This is a genomic window from Candidatus Thermokryptus mobilis, assembly GCF_900070205.1.
GTDB lineage: Bacteria > Bacteroidota > Ignavibacteria > Kryptoniales > Kryptoniaceae > Kryptonium > Kryptonium mobile.
In genome coordinates this window covers 146,565-166,819 of record NZ_FAOO01000003.1, presented here as the reverse complement: position 1 = coordinate 166,819, position 20,255 = coordinate 146,565, and the positions used below count along the sequence as shown (strand labels likewise).

Sequence of the window (20,255 nt, the reverse complement as noted above, 5' to 3'; positions counted from 1 at the left end):
TAAAGTTGAAATGAAAGAAAAATCAAATGAAATCCCAATAAAGATGAAGAAGTAAGGTGAAGTGTCAAGTCAAACATTTTTTAATTTTACCCTTTCCCTCTCCTTCCCCTTTTGATGGCAGATATAATGGATTTAAAGTTTTTCCCTTCTGTCTTATAGCGCGTCTCTTTCAGAGAAATGTCCTTATCAAGCAAAATTTTTCTGATGGTATTATACGAAATCTTGACATTATAAATCCTCTTCATAACCTTTGAAATAGCGTCATATGTCCAGAATTTCTTTTTCAATCCGAATTCAACAGGTGTAAATTGTTGCACAAGGCGAAGGATTATTTCCTTATGTTCATCCGTAAATTTTTCTTTCCGTCCACCCTTTTTGTTGAGAAAAGCGTCAATCCCTTCCTTCTCAAAATTTCTGATAATGTATATCACTGCTGGTTCGGTTACACCTAACTCTTTAGCTATTTCTCGGATTGTTTTGCCTTGTTCACTTAGTAAAATCGCCTTCGCCTTGCGATAAATTGACGGATGAAGATGCTCCTCGTTGGAAAGTGTATTTAAAAGTTTCTGCCTTTCCTCATCAGTTAATGGACGGACAAATTTCCTTTGCTTCACATCAACCAGATTTATTTTATTTCAACTAAAGCCCTTTCCGCCTGCGGGTTTATAATCTCACCGTTTTCATCCGTAATCTCAATCCCATTCATTTCAAGATAACTTACCCCTTTATCCCTACCTCTAAATTTTAATTTGATTATTTCACCGCTACCGCTTATACCTCTAGAAAATTCGGTGTTTATTTCTCTTGTTGAAGGATTAAAAGCGATAGTTTGCTCCACTCCCCTTTCACTTGGATATGCTCCCCTATCAACAGACAAAAGCGAAAGCTTCACACTATCAAAATCAATTTTAAACTTTGACCTTTTCAATTGGCTAACATCTTCAACCCAGACTCCAACTGTAAATTGGCTGTCAATCCCGACGACATTCCTTAACTTATAAAATTTCAAAGTTGGACCCTTTATCGCATCAACACTAAAATTTCTGACGAATTTCTTTATATCGCTTTGGGACTTATATCTCACCTCAATCTCAAACCTATAGCTTACATCGTCAAGGTAATCAAAAAGCACACTGTTATATGTCACCCACTCGGTCCAATTGGAATAATCAATCAATCTATATCTGAATTCATTCGCCCTTGGGTTATTTCCTTCCCATAAAACGAGAACCGCATTTGTGGTCAGTGTGTCCCCTTCCTCTGGCTGTAAAATCGTCACCGACGGTGGCTCATATGCACTACTTTCAGGATCAACTGGATTATCCAAATTTCTAACACAGGATGAGAGAGAAAAAAACACCAAAAAAATCACAAATTTAATTTTCATAAAAACCCGGCAAATTTATTTCAAGGCGAACTTCAAAGCCATTGCTCAAACTCACAGGTAAAATTTTTATCTCATCAACATTTCTCAATGTGTTGTAAAGCGTAAGCCCTGCAAACAAGGCACCTACACCGATTGCAATGTTTCTCTGCTTTATGACTTTGTAATATTCCTCTCTATACTTTCTAATCTTTTCAATCTCAACCGCTGCAGCGATACTTCTCATAGACGCTCTCTGACTTTATATGAAGTGCAACTGCGATGCCAATTGATGCGACTGTCAAAGTTGAACCAAGATAAGTTAAGTTCCCCTTCCAAAGTAACCTTTTCCTATATTCTCTAACGGCTTTCGTCTCCGGGGTCTCTTCAAGTTTGAATTTCTTCACTATGACTTCACTTTTTTGGACATCAATTTCAAAACTCGTCTCATAATATCCTTCTTTCACCAATTTAATCTGATAACTTCCGAATGGCAATTTAAAATTCGCTGGCGTAAGTCCGTAAACTTTTCCGTTAATGATGACGATCGCTTCCTTTGGCTCCGTCTCAATGATTAGTGTTGCGATAGTTGTGTCTTGCGAGTGCGCTAAAATTGGGATTAAAAAGGCAAACAAAATAATTTTACGCATAAAAACACAGCGAAAGTTTTTATGTTCAATGGAAATATACAACGAAAAGGAAAATTTATCAAGCCATTAAGTTCAACTTGACATTTCAAGTTCGCTTAATTATCTTTAAATGTAGAAAAAATTTGAAAGAGCAATGGATGCGAAAGTTATACATCGTCTTGAGGAGATAGTCGGAAGGAAAGATGTTTTGACATCAATTGAAAACAGGATTGCTTATTCATACGATGCCACCCCAACATTTTCAAGTTTACCTGATGCTGTTGTAATCCCATCAAATGTTGAGCAGGTATCTGAAATTTTAAAACTTGCAAATGAAGAGGGTTTTGCTGTGATACCGCGTGGATCAGGGACAGGACTTAGCGGTGGAGTTGTGCCCGTCCCGAATTCAATCGTTTTGTTAATGAACAGATGGAGGAAGATAATTGAAATTGATACCGAAAATCTGACAGCATTGGTTGAACCCGGTGTAATAACAGCTCAACTTCATCAAGAGGTTGAGAAATTAGGGCTTTTTTATCCACCTGATCCCGGGAGTATGACTATATCAACAATTGGCGGAAATGTTGCTGAAAACGCCGGCGGTTTAAGGGGTCTAAAATATGGCGTGACGAAAAATTATGTCTTAGGAATTGAAGCTGTTCTACCAACAGGTGAAATAATAAATGTCGGCGGTAAAAATGTTAAAGATGTCGCGGGATATAACCTTAAAGATGTCTTAATCGGTTCAGAGGGAACACTGGCAATTTTCACAAAGATTTTGCTTAAACTCATCCCAAAACCTCAGGCATCAAAGACCATGCTTGCCTTTTTCAACTCTATAAAAGACGCTGGTAAAGCTGTTTCATCAATCATTGCAAACCATATAACCCCAGCAACGCTTGAATTTCTTGATAATACAACGATAAAATGCGTTGAAGATTATGCACATCTTGGGCTTCCGACAGAAGCTGGGGCTTTACTTTTAATTGAAGTTGATGGTCATCCGGCACAGGTTCAAGAGGAAGCGGAAAAAATAGAAAAAATTTGCAAAGTTAACCGTTCAACAGATTTTAAAGTAGCGATGACAGAAGGTGAAGCGCTAAAACTTAAAACCGCAAGGCGCTCAGCTTTTGCTGCCCTTGCAAGGATAAAACCGACGACGATACTTGAAGATGCAACCGTTCCAAGAAGCTGTGTTCCAGAAATGGTTGAAAAGATTCAAGAAATAGCAAAAAAATATGGGATAATTATAGGAAATTTTGGTCACGCTGGGGATGGGAATCTGCACCCGACCGCCTTGACAGATGAAAGGGATAAAGATGAGATGAAAAGGGTTGAGATGGCGTTTGATGAAATTTTTGACTTCGCTATAAAACTTGGTGGGACAATAACTGGAGAACACGGGATTGGGCTTGCGAAGAAAAAGTTTTTACCGAAACAATTTAACTCAGCCACAATTGATTTCATGCGGAAAATAAAGGAAGTCCTTGACCCGAAAGGAGTTTTAAACCCGGGGAAAATTTTTGATTTTAAACCAAGATGTGAAGGTCGCCTTCCAAATTCAAGGGAAGAAATTGAAAAATTCGGCGGTCTATGGATTTGAAATAAAACGGGAAATTTTATGCTTAACATAAAAATCCCATCTGAACTTATAATTCAATGCATGCACTGCGGGATGTGCCTACCAGTTTGTCCGACATATAACTTAACATTAAATGAAAAATCGTCACCAAGAGGTAGAATCCGCCTCGTTAAAGAAGTTGAAGATGGAAATTTACCTATCACTGATGATTTTATTGAAGAGATGTATTTTTGTCTTGATTGTCAAGCGTGTCAAACTATCTGTCCAGCTGGGGTTAAATATGGAAGAATAGTTGAATCAGCCAGAGTTAAAATTTTTCTATCAGGGAAAGACAAGCAAGCGATGTTGAAGAAACTTGTATTTAGGTTCATATTTGCCTCAAACTCAATTTTCAAGTTTTTTGCAAAAGCAGTGAGATTTTATCAGAGCAAGTTTCAGTCCAAGCTTCATAACTTGCTACCAGAAAGCTTGAGGCAAATTGAGGAACTTGCCCCAAAAATCTCAAATAAATTTTCAGATGAAATTTTACCCGAGCGTATAAGACCAAACGGCAAAGCCAAGTATAGAGTTGGATTTCTAACGGGTTGCTTTATGAATGTGATGTATTCGGATGTGAACATTGACACGATTGAAGCGCTACTTGAGAACGATTGCGAGGTTTACATTCCAAAAAAACAGGTTTGCTGTGGCTCTGTTATGGCACATTATGGGGACATTGAAATGGCGAAGAAATTGGCAAGGAAAAATATAATTGAATTTTCAAAATATGAACTTGATGCGATAGTGATAAATTCAGCTGGATGTGGAGCGTTTATGAAAGAATACAGGGAAATATTCAGCGATGATAAACTTTTAAAAGAGAAAGCCGAAAATATAAGTAGGCTGACAAAAGATATAAATGAGTTTCTTTATGAAATCGGATTCAAAAAGCCAAACGCTGAATTGAATTTCAAAGTGACTTATCACGACGCTTGTCATCTCGCACACTCTCAAAAAATAACTTTGCAACCAAGGGAAATAATAAAATCAATTGACGGAATAAATTTCGTTGAACTGAACGAATCAAGTTGGTGTTGTGGTAGCGCTGGGATTTACAACATTTTAAGGTTTGATGATTCAATGAAATTCTTGGAAAGGAAAATTGAAAACATCCTTAAAACTGGCGCCGAGATCGTTCTTACGGCAAATCCTGGCTGTCATGCACAAATTGAATATGGCTTAAGGAAAGCGGGGAAAAATATAAAAGTTATGCATCCTGTATCGCTTTTGAACCTTGCTTATAAAATGTCAAAAAAATTAACGGAGGAAAAGATTGATACCGCTTAAAGATACAATACCATCAAGGACGTACCCAATCGTCACTGTAAGTTTAATCGTGTTGAATGTTTTAATTTTTTTCTTTGAAATTTCACTTGGCGAGGGGCTTTCAGAATTTTTTGACATTTTTGGGGTTGTCCCAGCAACATATTTTGAATTAAAGGAGTCGGACGCTCCATTCTTAATTATATACTTCCCTTTCATCACCTCAATGTTTCTGCACGGTGGATGGATGCACTTAATCGGAAATATGATTTATCTTTGGGTCTTCGGAGATAATGTTGAAGACAGGATGGGACATTTTAAGTTTTTGTTATTCTATTTGCTTTGCGGGATATTTGCAGGATTAGCTCATGTCTATACTAACCCACACTCTGAGATCCCAGCTGTTGGTGCAAGCGGTGCAATTTCCGGAGTCCTTGGCGCCTACTTTATTTTATTTCCCCATTCAAGGGTTATAACTTTAATTCCCATTTTCTTCTTTTTTGATTTGATTGAGGTTTCTGCTTTTGTATTTCTTGGCTTTTGGTTCATACTTCAGTTTTTCAATGGCATTGCTTCACTTGGCGCTGCAACTTATGCTGCAACTGGAGGGGTTGCTTGGTGGGCACATATTGGCGGGTTTATAGCTGGGCTGTTGCTTTCGTTTGTTTTCGCCAGGAGAAGAAGATGGGATTAAAAAATAAAAACTCAAAACGGAGGTCATCAATGCTGATCAACTTAGAGAAACGGCTGAAAGAACTCAAAAACTACAAACCCCAAAACTGCTTCGTCTCTTCTCTCTATCTTAACACTGATGGAAGCAAATTTTCAAAGAAGCAAATTGAGGTCATCTTCAAAGACCTCATCAAGGAGAAGAAAATAGAACTGGAGAATGAAAAAGAATTCAAAGATGTCCTTGAGGATATAAAAAAGATGGAAAACTACATATCTCAAAATCTTGACATCGTCAAAAATAAGGGTTTGGCTATCTTCTCGTGCGCAAAGGAAAAATTTTGGCAAGTTTATGAACTGACTGTTTCACCCCCGAATTTATTTATGATTGACAGATCCCCATACATCAGACCTTTGCTTTTGATAACGTCAAGGAATCATAAAATATGCACCACCATATTTGATCATAGAAAGGCAAAAATTTTCACAATACTTGGAAATGAAATCACCTTAACCAGTGAAATCTACAACGAGACGCCGAAGAAGATTAAAATTGCCGGTTATCACGGGTTTGATGAGTCAAGGGTGACGGAGTATAAAGAGAACAAGATAATAGAACACTACAAAAAAATTTCCGAGAAACTACTTGAAATTTATCAAAGTGAAAAATTTGATCTTCTCCTCATCGGTGGGAAACAGGAGGACATAAATTTATTTGTTGAACAACTTCATCCATATCTAAAAAAAATTTACCGAGGTTCTTTTAACCTCCCGATAGATGCAAAAGATAGCGACATTTTAAGAAAATCGCTTGAACTTGAAATTAAGTTACAGATCCAAGAGGAGGAAAAAGTGATTGACCAGATTAAAACACATGCAAGATCAAAAACATCGGAAATGGCTGTGATAGGCATTAAAGACACGATAAGGGCTTTAAATGAATCAAATGTGAGCAAGCTGGTTTTTAACCTTGACTTTTCATATTCTGGGAAATACTGCCCATCTTGTAACTACCTCGCCTTAAAAGACGATAAATGCCCGAGATGTGGTGTTAATCTCATAAGGACGCAGAACATAATGCTCAAGATAATTGATGTGGCAAGTGAGACAAACATTGAAATTTATCCGATATTTTACTCAAAAGAATTAAATCAAGAAGGTGTTGGAGCGATTTTAAGACATAAGGGCGTTACAAAAACAACGATTTGAAAACAAATTTTTCTTCAAGATTGAAAATCAAGTGTGTAATCTTTGACCTTGACGGGACAATCGCACAAACAAATGAATTAATTTTTGAGACGTTTAATTACATCTCAAGGAAATATACCGGTAAAGTTTTTACGCCTGAGGAAATAGCCAATGAGTTTTTTGGTCCCCCAGAAGAAGGAGGGATAAGAAAACTTATCATATTATACGGCGATGATAAAATTAAAAGCGAGGAATTCATCAGGGAAGCAACCAAGGAGTTTTATTCTTACTATGAGATGAACCACCACAAAGCAAGGGAATATGAGGGGATAAGGGATTTGCTTTCATCTTTGAAAATGGCTGGTTTGAAGCTCGCAATTTTTACTGGAAAAGGCAGGGTCACAACTTCAATAACTTTGAAAAAGCTTGACCTTGAAAAATTTTTTGATATCATAATCACCGGTGATGATGTTAAGTCACACAAACCCTCAGGCGAAGGGATAAAGAAGATACTTGAAATTTTAAATCTCTCCCCTGACGAAGCAATCCTCATCGGTGATGCCACAAGCGATGTAAAAGCTGCAAGGGAAGCCAAGGTTAAAGTTATATCCGCGCTTTGGGATTCGCTTGCGAAGGAAAAGGTAATGGATATGAAGCCAGACATTACCGTAAATTCTATTGAGGAGCTTAAAAAAGTTTTAAATTATTTGATCTTTAAAAATGAGGTGAGCGATTGACATGTTATGGCTCTTTTTGATTTTATATTTTTTCTTCGCTAATTTTTCACTTGCCCGAGATGAAATTGAAATAAAAGGATTGAGAGTTTACAGCTACGAAGGAGAAATATATCCGCCGATAATCATAAGATATGATACGCTTTGGAACGGCGAGCCAAATACCGTTAATGATTACATAATAATTGAATTTGATGTGAGATGCCAAAAAGTTCCAGACCTTGGAATACGTTTTTACCACTGCGATAGGAACTGGCGTAAGACCGAAAATATATTTGTTCAAAGTTTCTTTCATAGCAAAACGCTTTTTTTAAATTACACAACAGCAGAGAAAGGAATAAGAGGGTATAATTTTCATTTTAAAAACATTTTCCCTGACAACGATAACATCGTGCAATTCCCGTATTCTGGGAATTATATCTTTGAAATCTACGACAAAAGAACTGACACAACCGTTTACGCAACTGGAAGATTTATAGTGGTTGATCAAATTACAAACATCAAGGCAAATTTGAACAAAGTTTTACTCGGCGAGGAAGCAAATGTGAAAAACTATGTCAATGAAATTGACATTGAGGTTGAAATACCTGATTCATTAAACTGGTATTACATCACAGCTGTTGATATCTATGAGAACTGGAAAATTTACTACCCTTATCGCGTTGATTTCAACGAGAGAAAAAAATATACATTTGTAAGCGGTTTCCCTTCAAGTTCAAGGATTTTCAAAATTTGGAACATTTTACCTGGGAATGAATACAGACAAATTGATTTAAGAAGCGAAAAAATTTATCCGAACGGACAACTTGTGATTCCAATTGGTGGAGTTGATAAGGTCAGAAAATTTTGGCAAGGTGAACAAGATATGAACGGCGGGTGTATGATTGTTGATGAGGGCATGTATTCGGAATATCTTGAAGTGATGTTTCGGCTTGAGATTGATGCAGAGGTGGGAAAGAAATTGAAAGGAGACATTTACATCGTCGGCTGTTTCAATAATTGGAAACCGACAATTGACGATATGCTAAAATATGATGCTTTAAGGAATTATTACTTCATCAGAAAATGGTTAAAGCGTGGTGTTTATGATTATCAATATGTCATCGGTTATTTTAATAAAGCTAAAAATGATGTTGTGGTTCTTGATTGGATTGAGCTTGAAGGTAGCGACTGGAAGACAGTGAATTTATATCAAATCGTTGTTTATTACCGAGACCCAAACTTTGGCGGTTTTGATAGAATAGTTGGCTTTGCAAAAATTGAGGGTTAAAACTATGGATAAAGTTGATATTGGAGTAATAGGTGTTGGTTATCTTGGAAGCATACACGCAAGGATTTTATCAAAGATAGATAAAGCAAATTTAGTTGGTGTATACGATATAAATCAACAAAGGGCAGATGAAGTAGCAAGAGAAGTTGGCGTTAAAAGTTTTAAAAGGCTTGACGATTTGCTCAACAATGTAAAAGCGGTTGTGATTGCGACACCAACGACAACTCACCATCAAATTGCAATTCAATGCTTGTCCAAAGGAATTCACACATTTATAGAAAAGCCGATAACAGACAAAGTTGAAGGAGCGGAAGAGATAATAAAGGTTTCAAATGAGAAAAATTTAAAGGTTCAAGTTGGGCATGTTGAAAGATTTAACCCAGCTTTGCTCTCGCTTGAAAACTACGAACTTCAACCCGTGTTCATTGAAGTGCATCGTCTTGCTCAATTCAAAGGGAGAGGAGCTGATGTTGCTGTAATCCTTGACTTGATGATTCACGACATTGATATTGTTTTAAATCTTGTGAAAAGCAAGATAAAAGAGATCAAAGCAAGCGGTGTGGCTGTGATATCCGATTCAATAGATATAGCTAATGCGAGGATTGAATTTGAAAATGGTTGCATTGCAAACATAACAGCGAGTAGAATTTCAAGGAAAAATGAGAGAAAGATGAGGATCTTTCAGCGCAACGCTTATATTTCTATTGATTTTATGCAGGGAATATCGGAGATATTTCGCATAGTTGGAGATGAAGAAAAAGTCAACCCAACTTTTTTACTAGGGAAAATTGAGCTTGGAACGAAACCGAAAAAAATCATCTACGAGCAACCAAGCGTCAAAAATATCAACCCAATTGAAGCGGAGCTCGTTTCATTTATTGAATCAATTCTATATGACAAAGCCCCCGGTGTTTCAGCCGAGGATGGCAAACGTGCCCTTGAAGTAGCGTTCAAAATTATAGATGAGATAGAAAAACAACAGGAAATCGTGCGAAGCAAGATGTCACTTCATGACACAATTTAAAACAAAATTTAAGTTCCGAAGATGCTGGAAATTTTCGCTGAAAAAATTCAAATAAATGATGAAATTGTTAAGAAGGTTGGAAGTATTGCTGACGAAAATAATTTTGAAGTTTATGTCGTTGGGGGATATGTAAGGGACCTGCTCCTTGGGAAGGAGGTTAAAGATGTTGATTTTCTTGTGATCGGAGAGGGGATTAAATTTGCAAGGATAGTTGGGAAGAAATTTGGGAAAAGGGTAACTGTTTACGAGAATTTTAGAACTGCGATGATAATGCTTGAGGATAGAAAAATTGAATTCGTCGGCGCAAGAAAGGAAAGTTACCGAAGGGATTCAAGAAAACCGATAGTTGAAGATGGAACGCTTGATGATGACCTCGCAAGGCGCGATTTCACGATAAATGCTATAGCAATTTCAATAAATCAAGATGACTTCGGAAAAATAATTGACCCATTTAACGGGAGACGAGACCTTGTTGATAAAATCATCAAAACACCACTTGACCCGGAGAAAACATTTGACGACGACCCACTCAGAATGTTAAGAGCTATCAGATTTGCGACGCAACTTGAATTCAAGATAGAAGAAAGAACCCTTGAAGCGATAAAAAAGATGAAAGAACGGATTGAAATCGTTTCACAGGAGAGGATAACGGATGAATTTTTGAAAATTATGCAGGCGAAAAAACCCTCAATCGGATTAAAATTGCTTCAGGAGACAAGTTTAATGAAAATCATTCTACCTGAGGTTGCAGAACTTGAAGGAACGGAGCAAAGGACGGACTATCACCACAAAGATGTATTTCAACATACTTGTCAAGTTGTTGATAACCTTGCTAAGGTTACAGATGATGTTTGGCTTAGGCTTGCGGGCTTATTTCATGATATAGCTAAACCCAAGACGAAAGCATTTAAAGAAGGTGTCGGTTGGACATTCTACGGGCATGATATTCTTGGTGCAAAAATGGTTCGGCAAATTTTCCGCAGATTAAAATTGCCAATTGAAAAATCAAAATATGTTGAAAAACTCGTCCGACTACATCTTCGCCCAATGGCTTTGGTTGATGAAAGTGTAACTGATTCCGCAATAAGAAGATTGATCGTTCAAGCCGGGGAAGACCTTGACGATTTAATAAAACTTTGCAGAGCAGATATAACAACAAGAAATCCAAAATTAGTTGAGGAATACTCCAGAAACTATGACATCGTCGTGAGGAAAATTAAAGAAGTTGAGGAAAAAGACAGATTAAGGGCTTTTAAATCCCCTGTAGATGGAAATGAAATAATGCAAGCGCTCGGGTTAAAGCCAGGACCACTGGTCGGTCGATTAAAGAAAGCAATTGAGGAAGCAATCCTTGAAGGTATAATTCCAAACGAGCACGACGCAGCTTTTGAATATCTAATGAAGGTAAAAGATAAAATCATCGCCGAATACGAGGAGAAATCAAAAACACAGGAAAACATAAAAAATTAACACAAGGGAGGTAAATATGAGAAAAATTTCAAGTTTTCTACTTATTTTGACGCTTTCAATCGCTGCCCTTTTTGCCCAGGGACAGAAGAAGAAGTTCACAATTAGAGACATGCTTTCAATTAACACCGCTTCTCAAATTAACATTTCGCCCGATGGAAGATATATTGTCTTCACGCTATCAAAAGCCGATTTTGAAGAGAGCGCTTTTAGGACAGACATCTATATGGTTTCAACCGCGGATGGTAAAGTCAGGCAATTGACATTTTCAAAGGAAAACGAGACATCACCAAAATTTTCACCTGATGGGAAGTTCATCGCTTTCCTATCAAATAGGAAAGCCTCTGACGATCAAAAAGAGACAAAGACACAAATATGGCTTTTGCCAGTTGATGGTGGAGAAGCGTTCAAACTTACAAATGCCCCAGAAGGAGTTATAAATTACCAATGGATGCCCGATGGGAAGAACATTCTGTATTTGACTCAAGAAACTCTTCCAAAGCCAGAGAAAGAGAAAAAAGAAAGAGACAAAAAATTGAAATTTGATCCAATTGTTGTTGATAAAGAAAAATATCGCAAGGAATTTTACCTTGTAAATGTTGAAACGAAGAAAGAAAAAAGGGTTTTCATTGGGGATTACGGCGTTGATCAATTTGATGTATCTCCAGATGGAAGACTTGTCGTCTATAACACAAATTACACTGGCGACATAGACGATGGACCAAAGTTTGACCTTTGGATATTTGAAATTGAAACAGGGAAATCAAGACAGTTGACGAAAAGACCAGGTGGAGAAAGACAACCGAAATGGTCACCTGATGGCAAGTTGATTGCCTTTATCGCAGACCTTGACCCAAAGTTCACCTATTCTCAAGAGGAACTTTTCATTGTTGACCCAACAACAGAGCAAATAAAAAATTTAACTGAATCGTTTGACATAGGAATTGTAAGCTACGAGTTTTCAAAATCTGAAGCGGAAAAAATCTATGCAAGAACAGCAAGTGGCGTTTACACTCACATTTACACAATTTCAACCAAAGACGGTAGCATAAAGGAATTCCTTGTCGGTGAAAAGGTCTTCAACGATATATCAATTTCAAATGGAGATAAAACAATCGCATTGTTGATTGAAGATAAAACAAGTGCACCAGACATTTACATCTTTAAAGATGGGGAACTCAAAAAGTTAACTGACTTAAACCCGCAACTTTCAAATTTCACATTTGGTGAACAAACGGTTATAAAATGGAAAAGTTTTGATGGTTGGACAATTGAAGGGATTCTCGTCAAACCAGTCAATTTTGAGCAAGGAAAGAAATATCCGATGCTTGTTGCCGTTCACGGTGGTCCTTACGGAAGAATTCAAAACACACTCCGACAGTATTATAATTTCCAGGTCTGGGCTAATGAAGGTTATATCGTTTTTGCCCCGAATTTCAGAGGAAGCTCGGGATATTCAAATAAATTTGGCATTTCAAACTTTAAGGATCTCGGTGGAGGCGACTTTAAAGATATCATGAGTGGGATTGATTACATAATTAAAGAGCTTAAAATCGCCGACGAGAACAAACTTGGCATTTTTGGCGGAAGTTACGGCGGTTACATGACAAACTGGGCTATTACGCAGACCGACAGATTCAAAGCTGCTGTTTCAATGTTTGGAATTTTCAACTTGATAACCGATTACAGCAACTCATATCTCCCAAGTTGGGAGCCAAATTACCTCGGTGATTACTATTGGAACAACCTCAAAATTTATCTTGAACGCTCGCCTTTCTACTATGTTAAAAATATAAAGACGCCAGTTTTAATTTTGCACGGTGACGAAGACCCGAACACATTCATAAGCAATTCAAAAGAAATGCACCAAGCATTAAAACATCTTGGAAAGACGGTTGAATTTGTAAGGTATCCACGCGAGGCTCATGGCTTCAGAGAGCCAAATCATAGAATTGATGAATTTTACCGTTGCCTTGATTGGTTTAATAAATATCTGCTTGGAATTGAGCCAAATAAAAAACCAATAGTCAGAACAGATGAATGGGTACTTGCTGGTGGTTGGGAAATCAAAGTTGTGAAAGCAAATAAAAATGTGGTTTATTCTGGTTTTGACACGACGAAAAAATTCATTGAGGTTGAACTTCTGTTTAAGTCCGGGGAAAATGCAAACAACTTGGATTTATCAATTTTAAACGACTTTACAATCTTTGATCGGAACGGAAATAAAGTTAATGCTTTTGGTGTGCCTGTTGAAGTGACGGGTGCAAAATCCGTTTTAACGGGCGATATCAAATTGAACTTAAACCCGGACAAAATTAATCCCTACTTCCCTGTTAAGTTAAGCTTTGACTCAACGACATTAAAAGATGACCTTCGTCTGAAAATTACAAAATTTCCTCAGTTTGAATTTTCAATTGAATGAAAACTAAAAAGGCACGCCTTCGGCGTGCCTTTTATTAATACCGTGGCATAGTCGGATCAATCTTTTCTATCCATGCGTCAATACCTCCAGCAAGATTTTTAACTCTTGTGAAGCCAAGTTCCCTTAAAAGTTGAACTGCTCTGGCGCTCCTTCCACCCATTTTGCAATAAAGAATTATCTCACGCGTCTGATCAAGCTCATTAACCTTTTCAGGCAATTTTGAAAGCGGGATTAACCTACTACCCTCAATCCTGTTTATTTCATATTCAACTGGCTCACGAACATCAATTAAAATTATATCCTCACCATTTTCAAGTTTCGCTTTCAACTCCTCAGGTGTGACCTCAAGACCGGACTCACGCAAAATTTGCTCTGGCGTTATACCACAAAAAGCTTCATAATCAATCAGCTCCTTAATCGTTGGATTTTCACCACAAACCGGGCACTCTGGATCTTTCCTTAGATTAAGCTCTCTAAATTTCATCTTAAGCGCATCAAAGAGCAAAAGTTTTCCAATCAACGGCTCACCAATACCAAGGATCAATTTTATCGTTTCAAGCGCTTGAATTGTCCCAATTATTCCAGGTAAAACGCCGAGGACTCCACCTTCAGCACAACTTGGGACAAGACCAGGTGGGGGAGGTTCTTTATAAAGACAACGATAACAAGGACCTCTATCAGCATAAAAAACTGATACCTGACCTTCAAATCTGAAAATACTCCCATAAACATTTGGCTTTTTTAAGAAAACACAAGCATCATTTACAAGATAACGCGTTGGAAAATTGTCAGTCCCATCAACAACGATATCATAATTCTTTATCACATCAAGAGCATTTTCGCTTGTGAGTCGCATTTCATAGGTTTCAATTTTAACATTCGGATTTAGCGCCTTAAGTTTTTCACGAGCGGATTCAAGTTTAGACCTGCCTACATCTTTCGTCGTGTGAATTATTTGCCTTTGAAGGTTTGACAAATCAACAACATCAAAATCAACAATGCCAATCCTTCCAACACCAGCAGCTGTAAGATAAAAAGCCAAAGGTGAGCCAAGCCCACCAGCGCCAACTATTAAAACACTCGCTGATTTCAATTTCCTCTGACCTTCAAGCCCAACCTCAGGGATTATAAGATGACGACCATATCTGAGGAATTCCTCTCGGCTTAACTCAACTTCAAGTGTATTTATCATCTTTATCACACCTCCTCAAATTTATTTTAAATACCTCCAGCTATTGCAGGAACTATGCTTATGACATCGCCATCTTTGACGCTTGTCTTTTCGCCGTTGAGATACCTTATGTCTTCATCGTTTACATAAATGTTAACAAAACTTCTCAACTTCCCATCCTCAGAGAAAAGATGGCGCCCCAATTGCGGGTATCTCTTCACCAAATCCTTAAGTAATTCATCTATGGTTTCACCCTCAACCTCAATTAGATCTCTATTTTCAGCGTATGGTCTCAAAGGAGTTGGAATCATAACTTTGACTTTCATTTTCAAATCAAATTTTGTTTTTTATCTCAATTTCCTCAAATTCAAACCCACTTCTGTCTTCTTTCAAAACCCAACTGTTAATTTCCTTCGCAATCCCGTTTTCAACTGAAACAATAAAATATGAAAAAAACGGCAAAGCATGTTCCCTATCATAATCGGAAGGTTTGGCGGGATGATCCGGATGAGAATGGTAAAACCCGACTATATCAAGGTTTTTCTCCCTTGAATATCTTTCAGCCATAAGATAATTTTCCGGCGTTATCAAAAATCGGCGATTTTTTTCGCTTTCACTTGAATTCTCAATCCTCAAAAATTCAAAAATTTCTTTTTCATCTTGACTGAATTTACCGATCAAAACACCACAACATTCTTCTGGATATGTTTCCTCCCCATGCTTTTTTATCTGCTCAATTATTTCAGCTGAAACCTTAACCATTCTTCCCCATCAATTTTATTTTCCCAAAAGCTTTCACTTAAATATTTGACCCCAGAATCAGGGAAAACCGTTACTATCACACCCTTTTCAATCCTTTGAGCGAGTTTCAAACAAGCTGACATAACAGCCCCAGATGAAACGCCGACAAGCAACCCTTCCTCACAAGCTAGCTGTATAACCATTTCATATGCTTCTTCAGTTGAAATTTCAATCACTTCATCCACAATGTTTGGGTCAAAAATTCCTGGAACTATGGCTGTTGGAATGTGTTTCAAGCCCTCAATTCCGTGAAACGGTGAATCGGGTTGAACTGCGATCGCTTTAATTCGTGGGTTAAACTCTTTTAATTTCCTCGCTGTCCCAACAAAGGTTCCAGTCGTCCCAAGCCCAGCGACAAAGTGTGTAACTTTTCCCCTTGTTTGCCTTATTATCTCAACGGCAGTTGTTTCATAATGAGAGCGCCAATTCGCTTCATTGTTATATTGATCTGGATAAAAATATCTTTCGGGTTCATTTGAAACTATCTCCTTAACAATCTTTTGAGCCCCATCAGTCCCCTCAAGCGGATCAGTGAAAATAATATCAGCACCATATGCTTTTAAAATCTTTATTCGCTCAGTGCTTGCATTTCTAGGGATTGCAATTTTAACCCTAAAACCGAGGACGGCTCCAATCATCGCATAAGCAATTCCAGTATTGCCACTTGAAGCATCTATGATAATTTTATCCCTGGTCAAAAGTCCTTTCTTTATCCCGTCCATTATCATATAAAAAGCAGGGCGGTCTTTAACCGAACCCCCTGGATTGAACCACTCCGCCTTCGCATAAATTGAAACATGCTTTAAATGTGAAGAGAGTTTCTTTATCTTTATAAGCGGAGTGTTCCCAATTTTTGATAAAATTGACGCCATCTATGATAAATCCAAAAGGATTTGCTGTTTTGTTTTTACAATTACACTCGCTCATTTCTTCAAATATTTTTCTTTTCTAAAAGAAAAAACTCATTTGCCCTTTGCTTTGTTCCTGAAAAATTCAACTAGCAATCTAACTCCAACGCCTGAGCCACCTTTTGGCTGATAATCATATTCCTTGTCAAGCATCGCTGTCCCAGCTATGTCAAGATGAACCCAGGGGTAATTACCGACGAATTTTTCAAGAAACTTTGCTGCTGTTATAGCCCCAGCCCATCTCCCACCTGTATTTTTAACATCAGCTACATCACTTTTTATCAACTGGTCATACTCATCCCATGTTGGCAACTGCCAAACCCTTTCATATGTTTTTTCACCCGCCTTTTTAATCTCTTCCATAAGTTGTTCATTATTCCCAAACATTCCCGTTGCAAAATAACCAAGTGCAACAACGCAAGCTCCCGTCAAAGTCGCAAGATCAATTATAGCTGTTGGCTTATATCTTTGAGCATAGCCAAGTGCATCAGCAAGTATAATTCTTCCCTCCGCATCAGTGTTATCAACTTCAATTGTTTTTCCAATATATGTTCTCAAAATATCCCCTGGTTTATAAGCTGAACCACTTGGTAAATTTTCAGTTGCTGGGACAAGACCAACAACATTAACTGGCAATTTTAACCTCGCAACCGCTTGGATCGTCGCAATCACAGCTGCAGCACCTGACATGTCCATTTTCATTTCACCCATTCCTTGAGCCGGTTTTAAAGAGATCCCACCGCTATCAAAAGTTATTCCCTTACCAACAAGAACATATCTTTCATTACTTCTTGGATTTCCGTTATATTCCATAATTATAAATCTTGGCGGTCTTGCGCTCCCGGAGTTAACAGCAAGCAAACCACCCATTCCAAGTTTTTGAATCTGTTCCTTACCAAGAACCTTTACCTTATACCCATACTTTCTACCTGACTTAACCGCCTTTTCTGCAAGCGTCTCGGGATAAATCTCATTCGCAGGTGCGTTTGCAAGGTCTCTGGCAAAATAAACCGCATCGCAAACTATATCAGCAACTCTCACCCCTTCCCTTATCTCCCTTGAATCATCTGGAGAAAACAAAATCACTTCCCTAACCTTCTTATTCTTTTTCTCCTCATCGGTGAAATACTTATCAAATTTATAAAGGGCAAGAACCGAACTCTCAATTATTGACTGAGAAATATAACTCAACGGTTCGTCTATCTTATCTTTCAAAAGCGAATAATTTGGAAATTCTATTGCTATCGTCTCCGATTTCAAACTTTGTGCTCTCTTTGATGCAACAGCACAAGAGCGCCTTATTTTCTCAAGCGTTATCTTTTCCCTCTCTCCAAGTCCAACAATGAGGATGCGACGCGCTTTCAAACCCGAATCAAGTGGATACAAGACAAGAATTTCCTTCTCCTTTCCTTTGAAATCACCCAATGAAACTGCAGACCTAATCTGACCACCGAGAAATTTATCAAGTTTATCAGCCGTTGAATTTAAAAGTTCTTCATCTGAAAATGTAAAAACAATCACCGAATCAGCTTTTATAGTGTTAATTGTTGCTTTTGAAAAAGAGACCTTCATTTTTCAACCTCAATTTGTTTTTCTTCAAAATAAGCGAATTTCTTCGCGCTTTCCAAAATTTTTGGCAAAATTTCACCGACAGTTACATTATAAAGCCGAGCCCCAGCTGCATTTTTATGCCCATTCCCTCCAAACTCTTTCGCAAGCTCATTTATCGGAATATCACCTTTTGACCTGAAACTTAACTTAACTCCATCTTTCAATTCAAGCACAAAAATCGCAATCCTAATCCCCTTCACAGAGAGGATCGTCTGAACAAAACCATCTGTCTCCCACTCCTTAACGCCAAACTCACTCAACATTTTCTGCGTTACAACTATAAAACCAAGACGCCCATCATATCTTGTTTCAAGCTCATAAAGACAACGCCCAAGGAGTTTAATTCTGCCAATAGAGCTTTGCTCATAAACTTTTTCATAGACAAATATTGGATCAACGCCAGCGTCAAGAAGCTCAGCGATTATTCGGTGTGTCTCAGAATCAGTTCTCGGGAATCTAAATGAGCCGGTATCAGTCATTATAGCAGTGTAAATCCCAAGGGCTATCCTTTCATCAATTTTAACCTCGTCAAAAAGTTTTATCAACCTATAAACGACCTCACCACTTGCTGGGGCGTCAACATCAATAAGATAATAATCCGCAAAATTTTGCGTTTCAAGATGATGATCAATTATAATCTTCTTCGCTTCACTTTGAAGGACATACTTCTCCATCGCCTTCAATCTGTGCGATTGATTCATATCGCATATAAAAATCACATCCGCTTTTAAAATCTTATCAACACAATTTCCATCGCTCTCATCAAAAATGATGAACTCGCCCTCCAAATCAAGAAACTTATAATTGTCCGGGGTTTCACTGACATTTATCACAACAGCTGATTTCCCAAGTTTTCTAAGAAACCACAAGAGAGCGGTCTCACAACCAAGACCATCACCATCTGGATTGACATGCGTTGTGATTACGAAATTGTTTGATCTATCTATAACCTGCTTGACCTCGTCAAACTGTAGCATCATAGGTTTTTAACCGAATTTATTTTTAAGCGATCAAATTTAGGTTTTAAATATAACTTCAGAAAGGTAAATAAACAAATTTAGCGTTCTTTCCCCGAATAAACTGATAAATAAATATCCAACAAGTCACTTAAAATAGCATAACCAGTTTCAACTCCGCCAGCACCAGGTCCTGTCACAAAGACATCACCAATTACATCAGTTGAAAAACAAATAGCGTTCATTGTGCCATCTATATGATAAAAGAAATCATCTTTTGTAAGTTCTCGGGGCGAAACTATCGCTTTAAAATTGTCGCCATCACGCCATACCTCAGATATAAGTTTAATTTTTCGTTCATTCAATACCGCCTCCCTTATCCTTTCAGATGTTATATTGGTAATACCCTCAACCTCAACATCACTTGGTTTAAGGTTGCTCCCCATTATCACATTTGAAAGTATAATTATTTTTGCCATCGCATCAAAACCTTTAACATCAGCACTTGGATCTGCCTCCGCATACCCGAGCTTTCTGGCTGTTTCTAAAGCCTCATCATAGCTTTCCCCCTTATGCATTTGAGTTAAAATAAAATTTGTAGTCCCATTCAAAATCCCCCTTATTCTCTTTACAAAAGCTCCACGAAGCGAATTAAAATAAAAACTAAATACAGGTGTCCCACTTAAAACAGTTCCCTCAAACTTAAAAGCTAACCCTTTTTCATCAGCCATTTCTTTTAACTGTCTGTAAAACAAAGCCACAGGACCTTTGTTTGTCGTGATGACATGTCTACCCACTTCAAAAGCAAGTTTTATATGCGACAAAGCTGGCTCGGCAGTTGTTATATTTGTTGGGGTAACCTCAATGATAACATCGGCATTGCTCTCACTTATAGTTTTAAAGCTATCCCAGCCGATAATCCCGCCATCATACGACTTCAAATCCCCATTTTTCCTAACAAGTTCAATTGCTCTTTTCAAATCAATCCCCTCTTCCTGAAAAACCGAACCTTTAACAGTGTCAGAGATCGCTACTATTAAAAATTCCACTCCGTAATTCTCCGATAAGTAATCTCTCTTTGCTTCAAGCAACTGAGCAAATCCTTGCCCAACATTTCCAAATCCAATAAGGGCGATTTTAAATTTCATTATGTGTCCA

Annotated in this window: 20 protein-coding genes; 9 read left to right on the top strand and 11 right to left on the bottom strand. The window is 37.8% G+C overall.

What is annotated here, in order from left to right:
• Positions 1-86: 86 nt before the first annotated feature.
• From FKZ43_RS03005 to FKZ43_RS02990, 4 genes are read right to left on the bottom strand one after another with little or no spacing between them, the layout of a single operon-like run.
• The gene (locus FKZ43_RS03005; protein ID WP_181180227.1) at positions 87-614 is read right to left on the bottom strand and encodes a helix-turn-helix domain-containing protein; all 528 of its coding nucleotides are present in this window, start codon (positions 612-614) and stop codon (positions 87-89) included.
• An 11-nt stretch (positions 615-625) separates the two neighbouring features.
• The gene (locus FKZ43_RS03000) at positions 626-1,387 is read right to left on the bottom strand and encodes a cohesin domain-containing protein (RefSeq protein WP_140944398.1); all 762 of its coding nucleotides are present in this window, start codon (positions 1,385-1,387) and stop codon (positions 626-628) included.
• Entirely contained in the window at positions 1,377-1,610 is a 234-nt protein-coding gene (locus tag FKZ43_RS02995; protein ID WP_140944397.1) for a hypothetical protein, read from the bottom strand. The genes FKZ43_RS03000 and FKZ43_RS02995 overlap by 11 nt, the downstream gene beginning before the upstream one ends.
• Positions 1,585-2,013 (bottom strand): PEGA domain-containing protein, encoded by a 429-nt coding sequence (locus FKZ43_RS02990; protein WP_140944396.1) that lies wholly within the window; start codon positions 2,011-2,013, stop codon positions 1,585-1,587. The genes FKZ43_RS02995 and FKZ43_RS02990 overlap by 26 nt, the downstream gene beginning before the upstream one ends.
• Before the next feature lie 133 nt (positions 2,014-2,146).
• Here FKZ43_RS02990 and FKZ43_RS02985 point away from each other — a divergent pair, with 133 nt between their 5' ends.
• The 9 genes from FKZ43_RS02985 to FKZ43_RS02945 are packed head-to-tail and all read left to right on the top strand — an operon-like array spanning position 2,147 to position 13,650.
• Positions 2,147-3,595 (top strand): FAD-binding oxidoreductase, encoded by a 1,449-nt coding sequence (locus FKZ43_RS02985; RefSeq protein WP_140944395.1) that lies wholly within the window; start codon positions 2,147-2,149, stop codon positions 3,593-3,595.
• Positions 3,596-3,613: 18 nt separating this feature from the next.
• Positions 3,614-4,900 (top strand): (Fe-S)-binding protein, encoded by a 1,287-nt coding sequence (locus tag FKZ43_RS02980; RefSeq protein ID WP_140944394.1) that lies wholly within the window; start codon positions 3,614-3,616, stop codon positions 4,898-4,900.
• Positions 4,887-5,570, top strand: a complete 684-nt coding sequence (locus FKZ43_RS02975) for a rhomboid family intramembrane serine protease (protein ID WP_140944393.1) — start codon at positions 4,887-4,889, stop codon at positions 5,568-5,570. Before FKZ43_RS02980 ends, FKZ43_RS02975 begins: the two co-directional genes overlap by 14 nt.
• A gap of 29 nt (positions 5,571-5,599) precedes the next feature.
• A complete protein-coding gene (locus FKZ43_RS02970; protein ID WP_140944392.1) occupies positions 5,600-6,754 on the top strand; it encodes a baeRF10 domain-containing protein in 1,155 nt (384 codons plus the stop codon).
• A 20-nt stretch (positions 6,755-6,774) separates the two neighbouring features.
• Positions 6,775-7,470 carry an HAD family hydrolase gene (locus FKZ43_RS02965; protein ID WP_181180226.1) on the top strand — a complete coding sequence of 232 codons (696 nt, stop codon included), beginning with the start codon at positions 6,775-6,777 and terminating at the stop codon, positions 7,468-7,470.
• A gap of 1 nt (position 7,471) precedes the next feature.
• Positions 7,472-8,737 carry a type IX secretion system plug protein gene (locus tag FKZ43_RS02960; protein WP_140944390.1) on the top strand — a complete coding sequence of 422 codons (1,266 nt, stop codon included), beginning with the start codon at positions 7,472-7,474 and terminating at the stop codon, positions 8,735-8,737.
• Positions 8,738-8,741: 4 nt separating this feature from the next.
• Positions 8,742-9,761: a Gfo/Idh/MocA family protein gene (locus tag FKZ43_RS02955; RefSeq protein ID WP_140944389.1), complete on the top strand. Its 1,020-nt coding sequence runs from the start codon at positions 8,742-8,744 to the stop codon at positions 9,759-9,761.
• A 21-nt stretch (positions 9,762-9,782) separates the two neighbouring features.
• A complete protein-coding gene (locus FKZ43_RS02950; protein WP_140944388.1) occupies positions 9,783-11,231 on the top strand; it encodes a CCA tRNA nucleotidyltransferase in 1,449 nt (482 codons plus the stop codon).
• A gap of 16 nt (positions 11,232-11,247) precedes the next feature.
• Positions 11,248-13,650 (top strand): S9 family peptidase, encoded by a 2,403-nt coding sequence (locus FKZ43_RS02945; protein WP_140944387.1) that lies wholly within the window; start codon positions 11,248-11,250, stop codon positions 13,648-13,650.
• A gap of 34 nt (positions 13,651-13,684) precedes the next feature.
• Here the strand turns inward: FKZ43_RS02945 and moeB are convergent, their stop codons facing one another.
• The 7 genes from moeB to FKZ43_RS02910 all read right to left on the bottom strand — a co-directional run bounded on the left by moeB (position 13,685) and on the right by FKZ43_RS02910 (position 20,245).
• On the bottom strand, positions 13,685-14,842 hold the full coding sequence (moeB, locus tag FKZ43_RS02940) for a molybdopterin-synthase adenylyltransferase MoeB (RefSeq protein ID WP_140944386.1): 1,158 nt from the start codon (positions 14,840-14,842) through the stop codon (positions 13,685-13,687).
• 26 nt (positions 14,843-14,868) lie between these two features.
• Positions 14,869-15,147, bottom strand: coding sequence for a ubiquitin-like small modifier protein 1 (locus FKZ43_RS02935; protein WP_140944385.1), 279 nt, complete (start codon positions 15,145-15,147; stop codon positions 14,869-14,871).
• A 7-nt stretch (positions 15,148-15,154) separates the two neighbouring features.
• The gene (locus tag FKZ43_RS02930) at positions 15,155-15,583 is read right to left on the bottom strand and encodes a M67 family metallopeptidase (RefSeq protein ID WP_140944384.1); all 429 of its coding nucleotides are present in this window, start codon (positions 15,581-15,583) and stop codon (positions 15,155-15,157) included.
• The gene (locus FKZ43_RS02925) at positions 15,559-16,494 is read right to left on the bottom strand and encodes a PLP-dependent cysteine synthase family protein (RefSeq protein WP_140944383.1); all 936 of its coding nucleotides are present in this window, start codon (positions 16,492-16,494) and stop codon (positions 15,559-15,561) included. Before FKZ43_RS02925 ends, FKZ43_RS02930 begins: the two co-directional genes overlap by 25 nt.
• A gap of 90 nt (positions 16,495-16,584) precedes the next feature.
• Positions 16,585-18,102 carry a leucyl aminopeptidase gene (locus tag FKZ43_RS02920; protein ID WP_140944382.1) on the bottom strand — a complete coding sequence of 506 codons (1,518 nt, stop codon included), beginning with the start codon at positions 18,100-18,102 and terminating at the stop codon, positions 16,585-16,587.
• On the bottom strand, positions 18,099-19,121 hold the full coding sequence (locus FKZ43_RS02915) for a DHH family phosphoesterase (RefSeq protein ID WP_140944381.1): 1,023 nt from the start codon (positions 19,119-19,121) through the stop codon (positions 18,099-18,101). Before FKZ43_RS02915 ends, FKZ43_RS02920 begins: the two co-directional genes overlap by 4 nt.
• 77 nt (positions 19,122-19,198) lie before the next feature.
• A complete protein-coding gene (locus tag FKZ43_RS02910; RefSeq protein WP_140944380.1) occupies positions 19,199-20,245 on the bottom strand; it encodes a homoserine dehydrogenase in 1,047 nt (348 codons plus the stop codon).
• Positions 20,246-20,255 lie beyond the last annotated feature (10 nt).